The organism is Algoriphagus formosus, assembly GCF_002807035.1.
Taxonomy (GTDB): domain Bacteria; phylum Bacteroidota; class Bacteroidia; order Cytophagales; family Cyclobacteriaceae; genus Algoriphagus; species Algoriphagus formosus.
On sequence record NZ_NIUC01000001.1, the window covers coordinates 1,185,474 to 1,198,181 of the forward strand.

Genomic DNA, 12,708 nt, shown 5'->3' on the forward strand with positions numbered 1-12,708 from the left:
AATCTAAAAACAAAAATCGAGAATCATTCCCTATTGGTGCTGTGACTTGGATCACATGATCAGATAGATATCATAAAATCAAATCTTAACTACAGCTGAAAACACCTTCTTTTCGCATACCTGCCCCAAAATCTGAAGCTCAGAATCCAGCCTTTTGATGAAAAAATCAACTTGATCTCCCAGAAAGCATTCCGCTAAATAGTTGATGGATAGTGATTCAATTTTTAAACCTTCTTCCTGTATGAAATCCTCCACCCACCTGATATAGCTTGTGTTATTGACGTGATTTTGCAAGTCTAAATCTGATGCACGTACCTTGACTCCGATTGCAGACTTCTCAAGAGATTTCAACCGATGTCGCTCAGGAATCCATGCGGGTTTCGAATTGATTTTGAAAAGATGATCAGGCAAAGCCTTTTCAGGAGCAATGATTTTTTTGCTTTGACTATCCAGCAAAAGCCAACTACTCATCCCTGCGGCTAGTGGTTTTCCTTTATCCCCTAGCATCAAAAACTCCCGAAAAGCAAAGAGCCCTTCCACTCCCCGACCAGCCGTGAAAATTTCTACCTGATCTCCCCAACTCGGTAAATCTTCACATTTGATTTCAAAGCGGGAAAGAACCCACATCTGATTAGCTTCTTGAAGTATTCTACCAAAATCAGCTGAATCAGCATGCCTCCACGCTACTTCCTGAAAGAGATCCGCCAAATCCTTCCATCGAAGCTTTCCATCGGGGTTGACTTGGAATGACCCGATTTCGAACACTTTACTAAACTGAAATGACTCGGACTTGCTACTCATGCATAAATGGTTTTGGATTAAAAACCTCGGTTCTGATCGTTGATAAAAGTGCGATTCCCAATCCATTAACCGCTATTAATGAAAAGGATGTCTTTAAATTGAAAAGATCGGCAATAAATCCAATCAAAGGAGGACCTATCAAAAAGCCGAAAAATGAAAGCGTCGACACTATTGCCAAAGCCACTCCAGGTGAATAAAGAGTTGATCTTCCGGCGACGCTGTAGGAAATAGGGACTATGGAAGCGACTCCAAAACCAACCAATAAAAAACCTATCGTAGCCCAAAGCAATACCGGTGCTAACACCGAAATCAAAAGACCCGAGAAAATCAAAACACCGCTGAATCTCAAAACGGGTACTTTTCCATAACGCTGAATAATCCGATCAGAAATAAAACGCCCAGATGCCATCGTTCCCATAAAGGCAACATATCCTAAAGTGATCCATTCGGCAGGCGCTTCCACTACTTTTTTGAAGTACACCCCACTCCAATCAAACATGCATCCCTCTGTCATCATTCCTAGAAATGAAATCAGGCCCACTCTTAGCAATAGCGCATCCGGTCTTTTCAATACAAGTCCTCCACCATCTCCTCTGGATTTTTCCTCCTTGATGTATGGTCGAGTACTCAAAATGATAGCAGCAGATATAAATGCCACAAACAAATAATGGTAAAAAGGAATCCAGCCTAGGCCAATCATCACCGCTCCAATCCCTGCCCCTACAAATCCTGCTGTACTCCAAAGTCCATGAAAAGAAGCCAAAATACTTCTACCCATTTCATCTTCGAAATCTAGTGCTTGGGTGTTAAGGGCAATGTTCATGATATTCCCAAGCATACCAAAGAATACCAAAACGACAATCAGCATCCAGAGTGAAGGACTAAGCCCTATCAGGGGCAAACTGAATGCATATAAAAAACTACCCCAAAGAATAACCGAACGGCTCCCATAGTGATGGACCACCCATCCCGCAATCGGTAAACCTATCATGGACCCTATGGGCAGAAAAAGCAAAATACTTCCTAGCTGTCCTTCGGAAAGATCAAACTTTGCCTGAATATCAGGAATACGGGCTGCCCAGCTGGCAAAACAGAGGCCCAAGAAGAAAAACATGCTGCCTAAAGCAATGCGGCGACGCAATAAAGACTTCATAAGATAGGTTTGAGGAATCGGACTGCAAATTACGGATTTTATACCGCTTGTAAAGATTCGCATCCCTTCTCAAACTATTAATGAATAGCAGAGTTAAACCGGAAAGTCAAATCATGGAATTCATAATCGTAGGCGGCATCATCCTGACCGTTATTTTTCTGATTCGTTTTATCATCCAACGGGTATTTGGAAAGCCTTAAGTCCTCAAGATTCCTTACCTCCACTTCCTTTAAATTGATCTTCCTTGTAGGCAAAAAGCACATTGAAAGTAGTCAATGAGCCATAGCATCGAGTAATGTATTGCTGTAAATGAACCCGATCTTCATCGTCTAGTTTAGGGTGATTATTGATGTTTTGCTCTAAAACCCGAAGCTTTTCCCGGACCATGACTACCTTATGGAAAAAAGTATCAATAGGAATTTCCTTATTCTGCAAATCTTCATCACCCGGAAGAATCACCACTTTGCCTCCAATCCATTTTCCTCCCAATGGCACGATAGGCATTCGCTCTGAAGTCTGAATCAGTGCCTCTCTGATGGCTTTTTCGACATCTTTTTGTGTCAACATTGGAAAATCCGGTTTTTTGGCCTCTTCGATTTCAAAGCCATCGTAATCCCTTGCGAGTGTTTTTATTTCCTCCGTATTGTAAAAATAGATCTTGTAATAGCTTTCATCCGCTGATAAAATCATCCCAAGTCCAAACTTAGGATGTCGTAATTTGCTTCCTGGAGCGAGTTCACTGGTGGACATATCTTAGATTATTGTGTTTGAAGTGGACTAAAATAGAAATAAATTGGTTTTCTAATATCAAGTTTACCTTCAATAAGTAACATTTTGGAATCTCAATCATTTCTTGGAAAAACAGATTTATGAAGCCCAGACAAAAAAGAATTCTGCTCAATCTAATTGCTATTCTTCTAGGCTTTACCTTTTTCGGTGCAGGTATGAGTAAGCTTTTTGCTGATCATAAGTTTATCGGCTGGATAGGTCCGACTTGGCTGGTGGAGCGCCTCGAAGAGTACGGATTGGGTTTTTATGGGAAGTTCATAGCCTACTCACAGGTAATCATTGGCTATATGCTGATCACTACCCGATACAAATTGATTGGGGCAGTCATGCTGGTTCCTATGCTTTTGAATATATTAATGATTACGATTTCGCTTGAATGGAGAGGCACTCCTTATGTATTGGGCTTTCTTCTTTTTTTAAATGGTCTTATCCTTTGGCACTACCGAGATTTTTGGAATGTACTTTTACATGAAGGTAATGGGGATAAAAGACTTCGCTTTAATAGAAATAAAACCCTATTTGGAGACGCTATATGGTTTTTAGGCTTAGTTCTTCAATTTTTGGCTATTTCGGTGTCTTTTCACCAAATATGGATTGGCTTAGCACTCTCATTAATCGGCTTAGTCATATCACTGCTTTCATTTCAACTTGATCAGATATATTCAGTTAGAAAAGCTGAGATTACCTGAATTTTCGATTCAAAAAAATTCAATTTCATAAACACGAAGATTTCATTTATCCCCAACATAAAGAGCCTCAGCTTACTAGATTCCTGTTCAGGTTTTTCAGGGATAATCTTAGAAGAAAATATTGGATTGAGTGGAATTTGCCGTATCTTTGCGCCCTAGCGGCACGACCAGCTCCTGCCAAATCCCCCAGGTCCGGAAGGAAGCAAGGGTAGGCGGTTGTAGCGGTGCGATGCCGCTTCTTTTTTTGCCCTTTTTTGGCTGTAGATTTTAGGATTTCAGTTCCTTATCCTGATTTAAATTTTAACTTTGTCAGATAGCCTAAAACTAATTCGAAAACCATTATCCTATGAAATTCTTTATTGATACCGCCAATCTTTCCGAAATTCAAGAAGCTTATGACCTTGGTGTATTAGACGGTGTCACCACCAATCCCTCACTGATGGCCAAAGAAGGCATATCTGGGGATGAAGCCGTAAAAGCTCATTACAAAGCAATCTGCAATATCGTAGATGATAAAGTAAGTGCAGAAGTGATTGCTACCGATTTTGACGGAATGATTCGTGAAGGAAAAGAGCTAGCTAAAATCGATGACAAAATCGTGGTGAAAATCCCTATGATCAAAGAAGGGGTCAAAGCCATCAAATACTTTCACAGTGAAGGAATCAGAACCAATTGCACCTTGGTTTTCTCAGCTGGTCAGGCACTTTTAGCTGCCAAGGCAGGAGCATCTTACCTTTCTCCCTTCATCGGGCGCCTGGATGATATCTCCTTTGATGGACTGGAGCTTATCCAGCAAATCGTTCACATCTATCGAACCTATGATTTTCAGACTGAAGTGCTTGCAGCAAGTATCCGCCACACAATGCACTTGATCAAATGTGCTGAAATCGGTGCAGATGTAGTCACTTGTCCCCTGAAGGTAATCACCGGTCTATTAAATCACCCATTGACGGATAAGGGTCTGGCACAGTTTCTGGCAGACCATGCAAAGGCAGCCGGAAAATAAATTGAACAACCAAGGAAGCGATCCATGTACATCATCAAAGTAAAAGGCAAGGCCAAGATTCCGGATTATATACAAATTCGGGATGAAAATTTCGTTCTAGTGGCCTACTTCCGTGCTGATAGACCTATGAAAAATCCAGAGAAATTTGGATTAGAAGGGAAGGAAGATGCTCTTCAAAAGTTGATTGATGAGTTGCCTTTTGGAAAACTTCAAAAACTGGATTTGTAATCAATGGATTTTAGCAAAGACCCTGTACTCAAAGTAGACCATGTGACTGTTTTTCAGGGAGTTGACCCAGTCCTCTCTGATGTCACATTTGCTGTCGAGCAACATGAATTTGTATTTCTAATCGGGCAGACAGGAAGTGGTAAAAGTTCCCTTCTCAAAACACTCTATGCTGATTTGCCTTTGAAGTCAGGCTCGGTTGAGATTGCAGGATTCGACCTGAATAAGATAAAATCCAATGAAGTTCCTTTCTTGAGAAGAAAACTTGGAATTATTTTCCAAGATTTTCAACTCTTCAATGATAGAACAGTCGCAGAGAATTTGGCCTTTGTCATGAAGGCTACCGGCTGGAAAGACAAAGTGAAGATCAAAGAGCGAATGGCCGAGGTATTATTACTTGTGGGGTTGCATAATTCCTCGAGCAAAATGCCTCATCAACTCAGTGGCGGAGAACAGCAGCGTGTGGTGATTGCAAGAGCTTTGCTAAATGAGCCTTCTATTCTGCTTGCAGATGAACCTACAGGAAACCTAGATCCAGATGTGGCAGATGGCATTTTCAAACTCTTCCAAGAGATCAATAAAAAAGGAACAGCTATTTTGATGGCAACCCATAATCACGACTTGCTACGTAAGTACCCCTATCGAGTACTCAAATGCGAAAAAGGCAAACTACTTGATAGTCAGACACACGACGTTTCTTTCGGATCGAGTTACTAATTATAACAAGGCCTAGCTCTGTTACGTTATCAGATAAATATATTCGCTTTAATACCAAAAGAACTATTTGCCGTTCTAAGTTTCCGTAAAGAAACAATTTCGGAAGATTTCGATCTTTAGACTTTTATCTCTTGAGAAGGGGTAATTTTATGGAGATTCGAGTCCCAAGACCCAGATAGTTATATATCACTTGAGTATGAAAAAAATAAGAATCCAGAAAGCTATCTATCTGATAGCTTTCATTGCACTAGGTGCTTGTAATAGTGAAGATCAAAATCCTCCACCGGTGGATCCGGGAAGTGAGGTAGCTGTGAACCGATGGATTCAAGAGGTTATGGATCAAGTTTACTTTTGGCTTGATGATATGCGTACTCCTGTCGCTGAGACATCGGCACCCGAAGATTACTTCGAATCTCTGCTTTTCAGACCGACCGATCGATTTTCAGCTATTTATCCTGATTACCAAGAGCTTATCAATTCACTCAATGGGGTGACTTTAGAGTCAGGCTATGAATTTATTCTCTTTAGAGAAAGTCAAAACTCTGACAACGTCATCGCCGAGATAACTTATATCAAGAAGAATAGTCCAGCTGCATCGGCGGGATTAAGACGTGGTGACATCATCCGGACGATAAATGGTCAACAAATGACTGTGGAAAATTTCCGAGATGTTTTGGAAGATATATCCTCCACTCACACAGTCAATTTTCTCCGATTCAATGAAGAAACTGAGGCCTTTGAAGACCAGGGAGATGTAGAGCTAAATGCAGTACAGCTAGCAGAAGATCCTAATTTCCTTGACACGATCTATACAATCGATAATCAGAAAATAGGATATGTAGTTTATCATTTCTTCGCTCCAGGTCCTGGGAGTGGCAGTACTGCATATGATCAAGAAATGGATGCAATCTTTGCAAAATTCAAGGCAGAATCAATCAATCACCTGATTGTGGACTTTCGATATAACGGTGGTGGCTTTGTTTCATCTGCTGTTAATCTAGCGAGTCTTATCGCCCCTGGAGTCACTCAGAATGATATTTTCTCGAAGACAAAATACAATAGTTTCCTGAGTGGCTTCGACGATTTCCAAAATGTACAGACACCATTCCGAACCAAAGCACAAAATCTAGGAAATATCTTGAGCGGAAATCGGGTATATATTTTAACCTCAAGTCGTACGGCTTCGGCTTCAGAATTAATAATAAATGGGCTTCGTCCTTACATGGATGTGTTTCTAATTGGTGATGTGACTACAGGAAAAAATGTAGGTTCTATACCTTTCGAGGATGAGGAAAACCCACAAAATACTTACGGCATCCTACCCATCGTCACCCAAAGTGCCAATAGCCAGGATGAGTCTGATTATACAAATGGATTTACACCCAATATTTCGGCACGGGAAGTGGAAGAGCGCTTAAGGCCTTTCGGAGATATCAACGAACAGCTACTAAGAACAGCCATTTCAGAAATAACCGGACAGTCTCCATCTGGCCGTATTCAAAAGCTTTCCAGATCGGACTTGGGAAGTACATTAGATCATAAAGTCAGAACTGGACGAATGATCGAAAACATCAAGTTTGAATAATATAAAATTTTTAAACCTCCGAATCAGAAGCAAGCTCCTTGAGCTTGCTTTTTTGCTTTATTATCAAATCGTTAACATTTGAATCCACGGTTTCAAAAGCGCTTAATTTTAAGTTATTTCGAGCCTATGCAAGAGATCGCTAGCTTTGTCTTGATTTTGGCGGTATACTTCCTGGGAATATTGGCCATCGTTCAAGAAGTCTCCAATCCGAAGTACATCAACTTTAGAAAGAATTCCCGAGAAATGGTTAGAGTACCCGTCAATTACGGGAAAATCCTAGCCGTCAGCTTCCTATTGGCTCTTTTAACCACCGCTCTCGCTTACTACCTTTTTATCTAAAAAAAAACAGCTCCCTAAAAGAGAGCTGTTCTTCAATGCGGCCTGACCTTATTATGATTGTGCCTTCTTCAAATTTTCTTTCGCTAGATCAAAGGCAGGATCCAATTCGATTGCTTCTTGAAAAGCGGTAGTTGCCTCAGATTTAGATCCCTGATCCAAATAGATCATTCCTTTTAAATTAAGTGCTGCTGCCTTGATACTGACTTCCTGAGTTTCTGTCTGAGACTTTGGAAATCCAATTTTTTCATCCGCTTTAGCATTCTTGATCAGCATATTGGTAGAATTGAGTGCTTCCTCGTATCTCTTTAAGGAATATTGTAAAAATGCTGACTTATATAGGCTGAAGTTATCTCCCGTCAAAAGGTGTAAACTCTCATAATGCGGGAGTGCTCTATCAAGAGCCCCTACCTGCTCCAAAGAATAGGCGGCTATTTCTAATGCGCCAATATTTCGGTCATTCACTTCTAATATATCCATTGCAACGAGGGCTGCAGAGGTGGATTGGCCCAATTCGAAATATAATGATCCCAAAAGCTCTTGATATCTCAAGTTTTCCGGATTTCTAACGATTAATCTGTATAAAGCAGATTTAGCAAGTTCAGGATCATTGTATCGCATTGCTAGCTGGTAGGAAGCCTGATCCTGAATATTAAGAGCAATTTTGTCTTTGGGATCCATTTGTACTGTGGAGTCAGCACTTTGTGCTTGTGCGTATCCTATTGAGAGGACAAAGGCAAATAGGGTGAGTAAACGTTTCATATTATTAAACTTTCTGTTGTGGTATATTTCTTTGAATTAAGTCGGAAAGTAAATGCTTTTTTCTAATTCTATTTATTCTTTTGATTTGACTTAAACAGATTTTAAGATCTTTTATTTATCGGAAATCCCCATCCGTTTTGCGATGTCGTGCATCAGGCCCCTAGCTTCTTCAGGATTATTTTTGATTTTGCCCTCTAATATAGCTTCTTTGATCTCCTCTTTAATATCACCTACTATTTTGGAAGGCTTCAGATGGAAGGTTGACATAATTTCCTCCCCACTAATCGGTGGCTGAAAGTTTCTAACTTGATCTTTCTCTTCTACCTCTTGCAATTTACGCTCTACTTTATCGAAGTTTTCCAGGTAGCGTTTTACCTTTTTATCATTCTTAGATGTGATATCTGCCCGGCAAAGCATCATCAATTCGTCGATCGCATCTCCCGCATCAAAGAGTAGGCGTCGCAAGGCAGAATCTGTGACTTCATCCTTGACCAAAGCTATCGGCCGAAGGTGAAGGCGCACCAATTTCTGGACAAACTTCATTCGCTCATCCATCGGCAATTTGAGACGCTTAAATATCCCCGGCACCATCCGTGCGCCTTTATCTTCATGCCCATGAAAGGTCCAGCCAACTTTAGGATTAAACCGCTTAGTGGCAGGCTTGGCAATATCATGCAAAATAGCCGCCCATCTCAGCCAAAGATCATCACTCACTTTCGCTACGTTGTCGAGTACTTGAAGTGTATGATAGAAATTATCCTTGTGAGACTTATCGTCAACAGTATCTACACCTTGAAGCTCGACCATCTCAGGAAAAAACTCATGGATCAATTTACCTGCAAAAAGCAATTTAAAGCCGTAGGAAGGAGTAGACGTTTCAATGATTTTATTTAGCTCGGTAATGATTCTTTCAGCGGATACAATCTTAAGGCGGGCTGCATTGTCTTGAATAGCAAAAAAGGTATCTGCTTCGATATCGAAATTAAGTTGAGCTGCAAATCGTACCGCCCGCATCATTCGAAGAGGATCATCCGAGAAAGTTACATTGGGCTCTAAGGGTGTTTGAATGTTTTTTCTTTTCAGGTCTTTTTGTCCGTTGAAAGGGTCCAATAACTCCCCAAAATCCTCTTGATTGAGGGAAATAGCCATCGCGTTAATCGTGAAGTCCCTCCGCTCCAAGTCTTCCATCAGTGTACCATCTTCTACGATTGGCTTTCTGCTTTCGGATCGATAAGATTCCTTCCGGGCTCCCACAAACTCGAGTTCATAGTCCTCCCAATTGATCATCGCAGTACCAAAATTCTTGAAGATTGATACAGGAACATCTTTTCCCAAAGCCTTTGAAACTTCTTTGGCAAGTGCAATTCCACTACCCACGCAGGTAAAATCGATATCTTTATTTTCTCTTTCCAAAAGTAGATCACGAACGTATCCGCCTACTACGTAAGTAGGAAGCCCCAGTCTTTGACCTGCCTCTCCTACAATTTTGAAAATTGAATTTTGATCTAATTTCTCTTTAAAATTCATCCCTTGATGATTTTCACATCCCCTTCTGGGCTCAAAAATAGCTCTTTCAAATTAGGACTAAATAGCGGAAAAAGCTCCTTCACCTGAAAGTCCACAGGGCTTTTTACATTCTCCCATCTAGCCATGAGGAGTTTACTAGCTTGAAACAAAAAACCATTCCAGGCCTTATCCCTGATCAATGCAAAGCGAATCTTTCCATTTTCAGGCAAGCCTTTGGGAAGTAAGTCAGATGCCGGGCTGTGATAGATGGTTGGTTTGGAAGCATAATCTACGATATCTAAAGATACCTCCGAAAACTGCTCTGCTACCGATCTAATCTGAAAAACATCAAACAAAAGAAATACCCAGTCAGACCCCAAATCCTCCTGCCAAGTGTCTGCATATTGGAAATGAATGAGGCTTCCATTTCCTTCCTTGATGAAAAGACTGCCCTTGGTTTTTAATGTTTCGAGTAATGGTTTGTAATCCAATTTCTATTGATTTTTTGCAAAATTAATCAGATATCTGAGAGCTTACAGATTAATAGAAAAAATGTACTCCTTAAAAAGAATAAATTACCCGATTAGAAAAAGAGAAATGTTCCTAAACACATGAAAATAAACGAAAATGAAGTAATAAAAAAAGCGGAACTAGTCCGCTTTTATTAAAATAAACAGGTGATATTTAACCTCTTAGCCAGTTGATAAATGTCTGATAACCAATACCGATCTCTCTAGCAAAGGCAGCTTTAGTCTTTTTACCTGTAGCTTCTACCTTCTTCCACTCTTCAAGAATTTTTGATTTTTCTTGATCAGAGAAAGTTCTTCTTTTGGATGTTTTAGCACTTGACTGTCCTGTAATTAAACCAATTAGTTCATTTAGGTCATTTAAAAAACGTCCGTCTGTTAGATGCAATCCTGCATTCTCCAATTTTTTAATAACATCATCTTTTGGGTTTACAGGAGTAACTGCAATACCTCTGGCAGCAGCTTCGTGAAGATCTACTCTTTTACCCTCAGAAGTTACATAAATAAAACCATCATTCTTTTTAAGATCTGCAATTGCCTCTTTAATAAGTTCTCTCATAATCGTTTTTGTTTTTAGGTAAAAATGATGGAGCAATATATTATTTCATAATGAGAATGAAAAAGCTTTCTGATATTTTATATAAAAATAATTAAAAATATTTACTATTTATTTCTTAATAGAGTATTAGCACTAATCATTGAACAACAAAAGAGGTAAAATGCTAAACCAAAAAGTTTACTCTAAAGGATAAAATTAAAAAGTTTTAACATAGATAGGTTGGCTTATATTACAAATTCGTTGAATTACATTTTATATCTAAAGCTAAAAATACTGTTTGACCAATCACGAAACAAAAGAAAAGATTAGGCAATCGTAGTTGGATTTTTTAGCTCAGAAAAAATCTCCATTCAGTTCTTTCTCGGATATTTTCCGTAATTTTGAGCCCCATAAGAATCCAAATAGAAACAACACGCTCACCCCATTCTTATGGCCTCATCAACCAAATACATTTTCATCACCGGAGGAGTAACCTCCTCATTAGGAAAGGGTATTATTGCCGCTTCTCTAGGTAAATTACTCCAGTCCCGTGGCTTTTCTGTCACTATCCAGAAATTCGACCCCTATCTAAACATTGATCCAGGCACTCTCAACCCATACGAACATGGAGAATGCTATGTGACAGACGATGGAGCGGAAACTGATTTGGACCTTGGCCACTATGAGCGATTTCTAAACACCTCTACTTCCCAAAGCAATAATGTCACTACAGGGAGGATTTACAACAATGTCATTACCAAAGAACGTAAAGGGGAGTTTTTGGGAAAAACCGTCCAGGTCATTCCTCATATTACCGACGAAATCAAAAACAACTTTTACAAGCTTGGCCAAGAGGGGAAGTATGATGTGATCATCACCGAAATCGGAGGATGCGTCGGCGATATTGAATCATTGCCATTCATTGAGGCAGTTCGACAAGCTCGATGGGATCTTGGACCCAATAATTTCTTGGTTATTCATTTGACGCTCATCCCCTACCTGAAGGCTGCGAAAGAGCTCAAGACAAAACCGACTCAGCACTCCGTAAAACAACTCCTAGAGGCTGGTATTCAACCTGACATCTTGGTATGCCGAACCGAATATCATCTTCCTGCTGAAGTGAAGAAGAAATTGGCGCTTTTCTGCAACGTACAGCTAAATAGTGTCATTGAAGCGATGGACGCTGATACTATTTATGATGTGCCGCTTTTGATGAAGAAAGAAAAGCTAGACGAACGCGTATTGTCAAAGCTTAAGCTTTCGTCCAAACAAAATACAGACTTGGATGAATGGAAGGACTTTTTGGGCAAACTCAAAAACCCAACGCAAGAAGTCACTATCGGGCTTATAGGAAAATATGTTTCCTTACCCGATTCCTATAAATCCATTATCGAAGCCTTCACACATGCAGGGGCCTCCGTAGAATGTCATGTAAACTTAAAGCTGATCTCATCCGAAGAAATCAATCTGGACAATTTCAAATCAAAGCTCAGTGACTTGGATGGGATTTTGGTAGCACCCGGATTTGGTGAAAGAGGATTTGAAGGCAAAATCGAAACGGTCCGCTATGCACGGGAAGAGAAAATTCCATTTTTTGGAATCTGCCTGGGCATGCAGGTGGCAGTGATAGAATTTGCAAGAAATGTCCTACAGCTACCAAATGCAAACAGTACGGAAATGGACGAAAACACCCCGCATCCTGTCATAGATTTGATGGAAGAGCAGAAACAGATCGAGCAAATGGGTGGAACAATGCGATTAGGTGCGTATACTTGCGAACTCAAAAGAGGAAGTAAGGCCTATCAGGCCTACGGAACCAAAAAAATTCAAGAACGACATAGACATCGCTATGAGTTTAACAACAAATACTTAGAGCAGATAGAAAGAGCAGGAATGCTTGCTACGGGTAAAAATCCTGACACCGGTCTTGTAGAAATTATGGAGATCAAAAACCATCCTTGGTTTGTAGGCGTTCAATTTCATCCCGAGTACCGAAGCACCGTCTTGAACCCACAGCCACTTTTCGTGAAATTTATTGAAGCGGCGATAGAAAATAAAAAATATAAGTAAGTAG

The 12,708-nt window shown here is 40.2% G+C and carries 14 protein-coding genes and 1 other RNA gene; 8 read left to right on the plus strand and 7 right to left on the minus strand.

Annotated features, from left to right (window positions below; all coding sequences use genetic code 11):
- Positions 1 to 78 precede the first annotated feature (78 nt).
- The 3 genes from CDH51_RS05255 to CDH51_RS05265 all read right to left on the minus strand — a co-directional run bounded on the left by CDH51_RS05255 (position 79) and on the right by CDH51_RS05265 (position 2,704).
- Entirely contained in the window at positions 79 to 801 is a 723-nt protein-coding gene (locus CDH51_RS05255; RefSeq protein WP_157807045.1) for an acyl-[acyl-carrier-protein] thioesterase, read from the minus strand.
- Positions 794 to 1,954 (minus strand): MFS transporter, encoded by a 1,161-nt coding sequence (locus CDH51_RS05260; RefSeq protein ID WP_100627563.1) that lies wholly within the window; start codon positions 1,952 to 1,954, stop codon positions 794 to 796. The genes CDH51_RS05255 and CDH51_RS05260 overlap by 8 nt, the downstream gene beginning before the upstream one ends.
- A gap of 204 nt (positions 1,955 to 2,158) precedes the next feature.
- Complete coding sequence (locus CDH51_RS05265) at positions 2,159 to 2,704, minus strand: hypothetical protein (RefSeq protein WP_024281736.1); 546 nt, start codon at positions 2,702 to 2,704, stop codon at positions 2,159 to 2,161.
- A gap of 119 nt (positions 2,705 to 2,823) precedes the next feature.
- Here CDH51_RS05265 and CDH51_RS05270 point away from each other — a divergent pair, with 119 nt between their 5' ends.
- The 7 genes from CDH51_RS05270 to CDH51_RS05300 all read left to right on the plus strand — a co-directional run bounded on the left by CDH51_RS05270 (position 2,824) and on the right by CDH51_RS05300 (position 7,304).
- Positions 2,824 to 3,432 carry a hypothetical protein gene (locus tag CDH51_RS05270; RefSeq protein WP_100627564.1) on the plus strand — a complete coding sequence of 203 codons (609 nt, stop codon included), beginning with the start codon at positions 2,824 to 2,826 and terminating at the stop codon, positions 3,430 to 3,432.
- A gap of 155 nt (positions 3,433 to 3,587) precedes the next feature.
- Positions 3,588 to 3,674, plus strand: an RNA gene (gene ffs / locus CDH51_RS05275) — signal recognition particle sRNA small type.
- Positions 3,675 to 3,778: 104 nt separating this feature from the next.
- Complete coding sequence (fsa, locus tag CDH51_RS05280) at positions 3,779 to 4,438, plus strand: fructose-6-phosphate aldolase (RefSeq protein ID WP_024281734.1); 660 nt, start codon at positions 3,779 to 3,781, stop codon at positions 4,436 to 4,438.
- Positions 4,439 to 4,462: 24 nt separating this feature from the next.
- A complete protein-coding gene (locus CDH51_RS05285) occupies positions 4,463 to 4,666 on the plus strand; it encodes a hypothetical protein (RefSeq protein WP_024281733.1) in 204 nt (67 codons plus the stop codon).
- Between the two features lie 3 nt (positions 4,667 to 4,669).
- Positions 4,670 to 5,380, plus strand: a complete 711-nt coding sequence (locus CDH51_RS05290; RefSeq protein WP_100627566.1) for a cell division ATP-binding protein FtsE — start codon at positions 4,670 to 4,672, stop codon at positions 5,378 to 5,380.
- 196 nt (positions 5,381 to 5,576) lie between these two features.
- The gene (locus CDH51_RS05295) at positions 5,577 to 6,965 is read left to right on the plus strand and encodes a S41 family peptidase (RefSeq protein WP_100627567.1); all 1,389 of its coding nucleotides are present in this window, start codon (positions 5,577 to 5,579) and stop codon (positions 6,963 to 6,965) included.
- A 126-nt stretch (positions 6,966 to 7,091) separates the two neighbouring features.
- Positions 7,092 to 7,304, plus strand: a complete 213-nt coding sequence (locus CDH51_RS05300; protein ID WP_100627568.1) for a hypothetical protein — start codon at positions 7,092 to 7,094, stop codon at positions 7,302 to 7,304.
- 51 nt (positions 7,305 to 7,355) lie between these two features.
- Here CDH51_RS05300 and CDH51_RS05305 read toward each other — a convergent pair whose 3' ends face one another.
- The 4 genes from CDH51_RS05305 to CDH51_RS05320 all read right to left on the minus strand — a co-directional run bounded on the left by CDH51_RS05305 (position 7,356) and on the right by CDH51_RS05320 (position 10,655).
- Positions 7,356 to 8,063: a tetratricopeptide repeat protein gene (locus CDH51_RS05305; protein WP_026944920.1), complete on the minus strand. Its 708-nt coding sequence runs from the start codon at positions 8,061 to 8,063 to the stop codon at positions 7,356 to 7,358.
- 111 nt (positions 8,064 to 8,174) lie between these two features.
- Positions 8,175 to 9,590, minus strand: a complete 1,416-nt coding sequence (locus CDH51_RS05310; RefSeq protein WP_100627570.1) for a CCA tRNA nucleotidyltransferase — start codon at positions 9,588 to 9,590, stop codon at positions 8,175 to 8,177.
- Positions 9,587 to 10,060 (minus strand): hypothetical protein, encoded by a 474-nt coding sequence (locus CDH51_RS05315; RefSeq protein WP_100627572.1) that lies wholly within the window; start codon positions 10,058 to 10,060, stop codon positions 9,587 to 9,589. The genes CDH51_RS05310 and CDH51_RS05315 overlap by 4 nt, the downstream gene beginning before the upstream one ends.
- A gap of 193 nt (positions 10,061 to 10,253) precedes the next feature.
- On the minus strand, positions 10,254 to 10,655 hold the full coding sequence (locus CDH51_RS05320) for a hypothetical protein (protein ID WP_100627574.1): 402 nt from the start codon (positions 10,653 to 10,655) through the stop codon (positions 10,254 to 10,256).
- A gap of 429 nt (positions 10,656 to 11,084) precedes the next feature.
- Here CDH51_RS05320 and CDH51_RS05325 point away from each other — a divergent pair, with 429 nt between their 5' ends.
- Positions 11,085 to 12,704 (plus strand): CTP synthase, encoded by a 1,620-nt coding sequence (locus tag CDH51_RS05325; protein ID WP_100627576.1) that lies wholly within the window; start codon positions 11,085 to 11,087, stop codon positions 12,702 to 12,704.
- Positions 12,705 to 12,708: the final 4 nt, after the last annotated feature.

Excerpts from the sequence above, each read along its gene's own strand:
- CDH51_RS05320 (WP_100627574.1), bottom strand. The coding sequence starts at position 10,655 with ATGAGAGAACTTATTAAAGAGGCAATTGCAGATCTTAAAAAGAATGAT.
- CDH51_RS05295 (WP_100627567.1), top strand. The coding sequence starts at position 5,577 with ATGAAAAAAATAAGAATCCAGAAAGCTATCTATCTGATAGCTTTCATT.
- CDH51_RS05255 (WP_157807045.1), bottom strand. The coding sequence starts at position 801 with ATGAGTAGCAAGTCCGAGTCATTTCAGTTTAGTAAAGTGTTCGAAATC.
- CDH51_RS05285 (WP_024281733.1), top strand. The coding sequence starts at position 4,463 with ATGTACATCATCAAAGTAAAAGGCAAGGCCAAGATTCCGGATTATATA.
- CDH51_RS05310 (WP_100627570.1), bottom strand. The coding sequence starts at position 9,590 with ATGAATTTTAAAGAGAAATTAGATCAAAATTCAATTTTCAAAATTGTA.
- CDH51_RS05270 (WP_100627564.1), top strand. The coding sequence starts at position 2,824 with ATGAAGCCCAGACAAAAAAGAATTCTGCTCAATCTAATTGCTATTCTT.
- CDH51_RS05305 (WP_026944920.1), bottom strand. The coding sequence starts at position 8,063 with ATGAAACGTTTACTCACCCTATTTGCCTTTGTCCTCTCAATAGGATAC.
- fsa (WP_024281734.1), top strand. The coding sequence starts at position 3,779 with ATGAAATTCTTTATTGATACCGCCAATCTTTCCGAAATTCAAGAAGCT.
- CDH51_RS05260 (WP_100627563.1), bottom strand. The coding sequence starts at position 1,954 with ATGAAGTCTTTATTGCGTCGCCGCATTGCTTTAGGCAGCATGTTTTTC.
- CDH51_RS05300 (WP_100627568.1), top strand. The coding sequence starts at position 7,092 with ATGCAAGAGATCGCTAGCTTTGTCTTGATTTTGGCGGTATACTTCCTG.
- CDH51_RS05325 (WP_100627576.1), top strand. The coding sequence starts at position 11,085 with ATGGCCTCATCAACCAAATACATTTTCATCACCGGAGGAGTAACCTCC.
- CDH51_RS05290 (WP_100627566.1), top strand. The coding sequence starts at position 4,670 with ATGGATTTTAGCAAAGACCCTGTACTCAAAGTAGACCATGTGACTGTT.
- CDH51_RS05265 (WP_024281736.1), bottom strand. The coding sequence starts at position 2,704 with ATGTCCACCAGTGAACTCGCTCCAGGAAGCAAATTACGACATCCTAAG.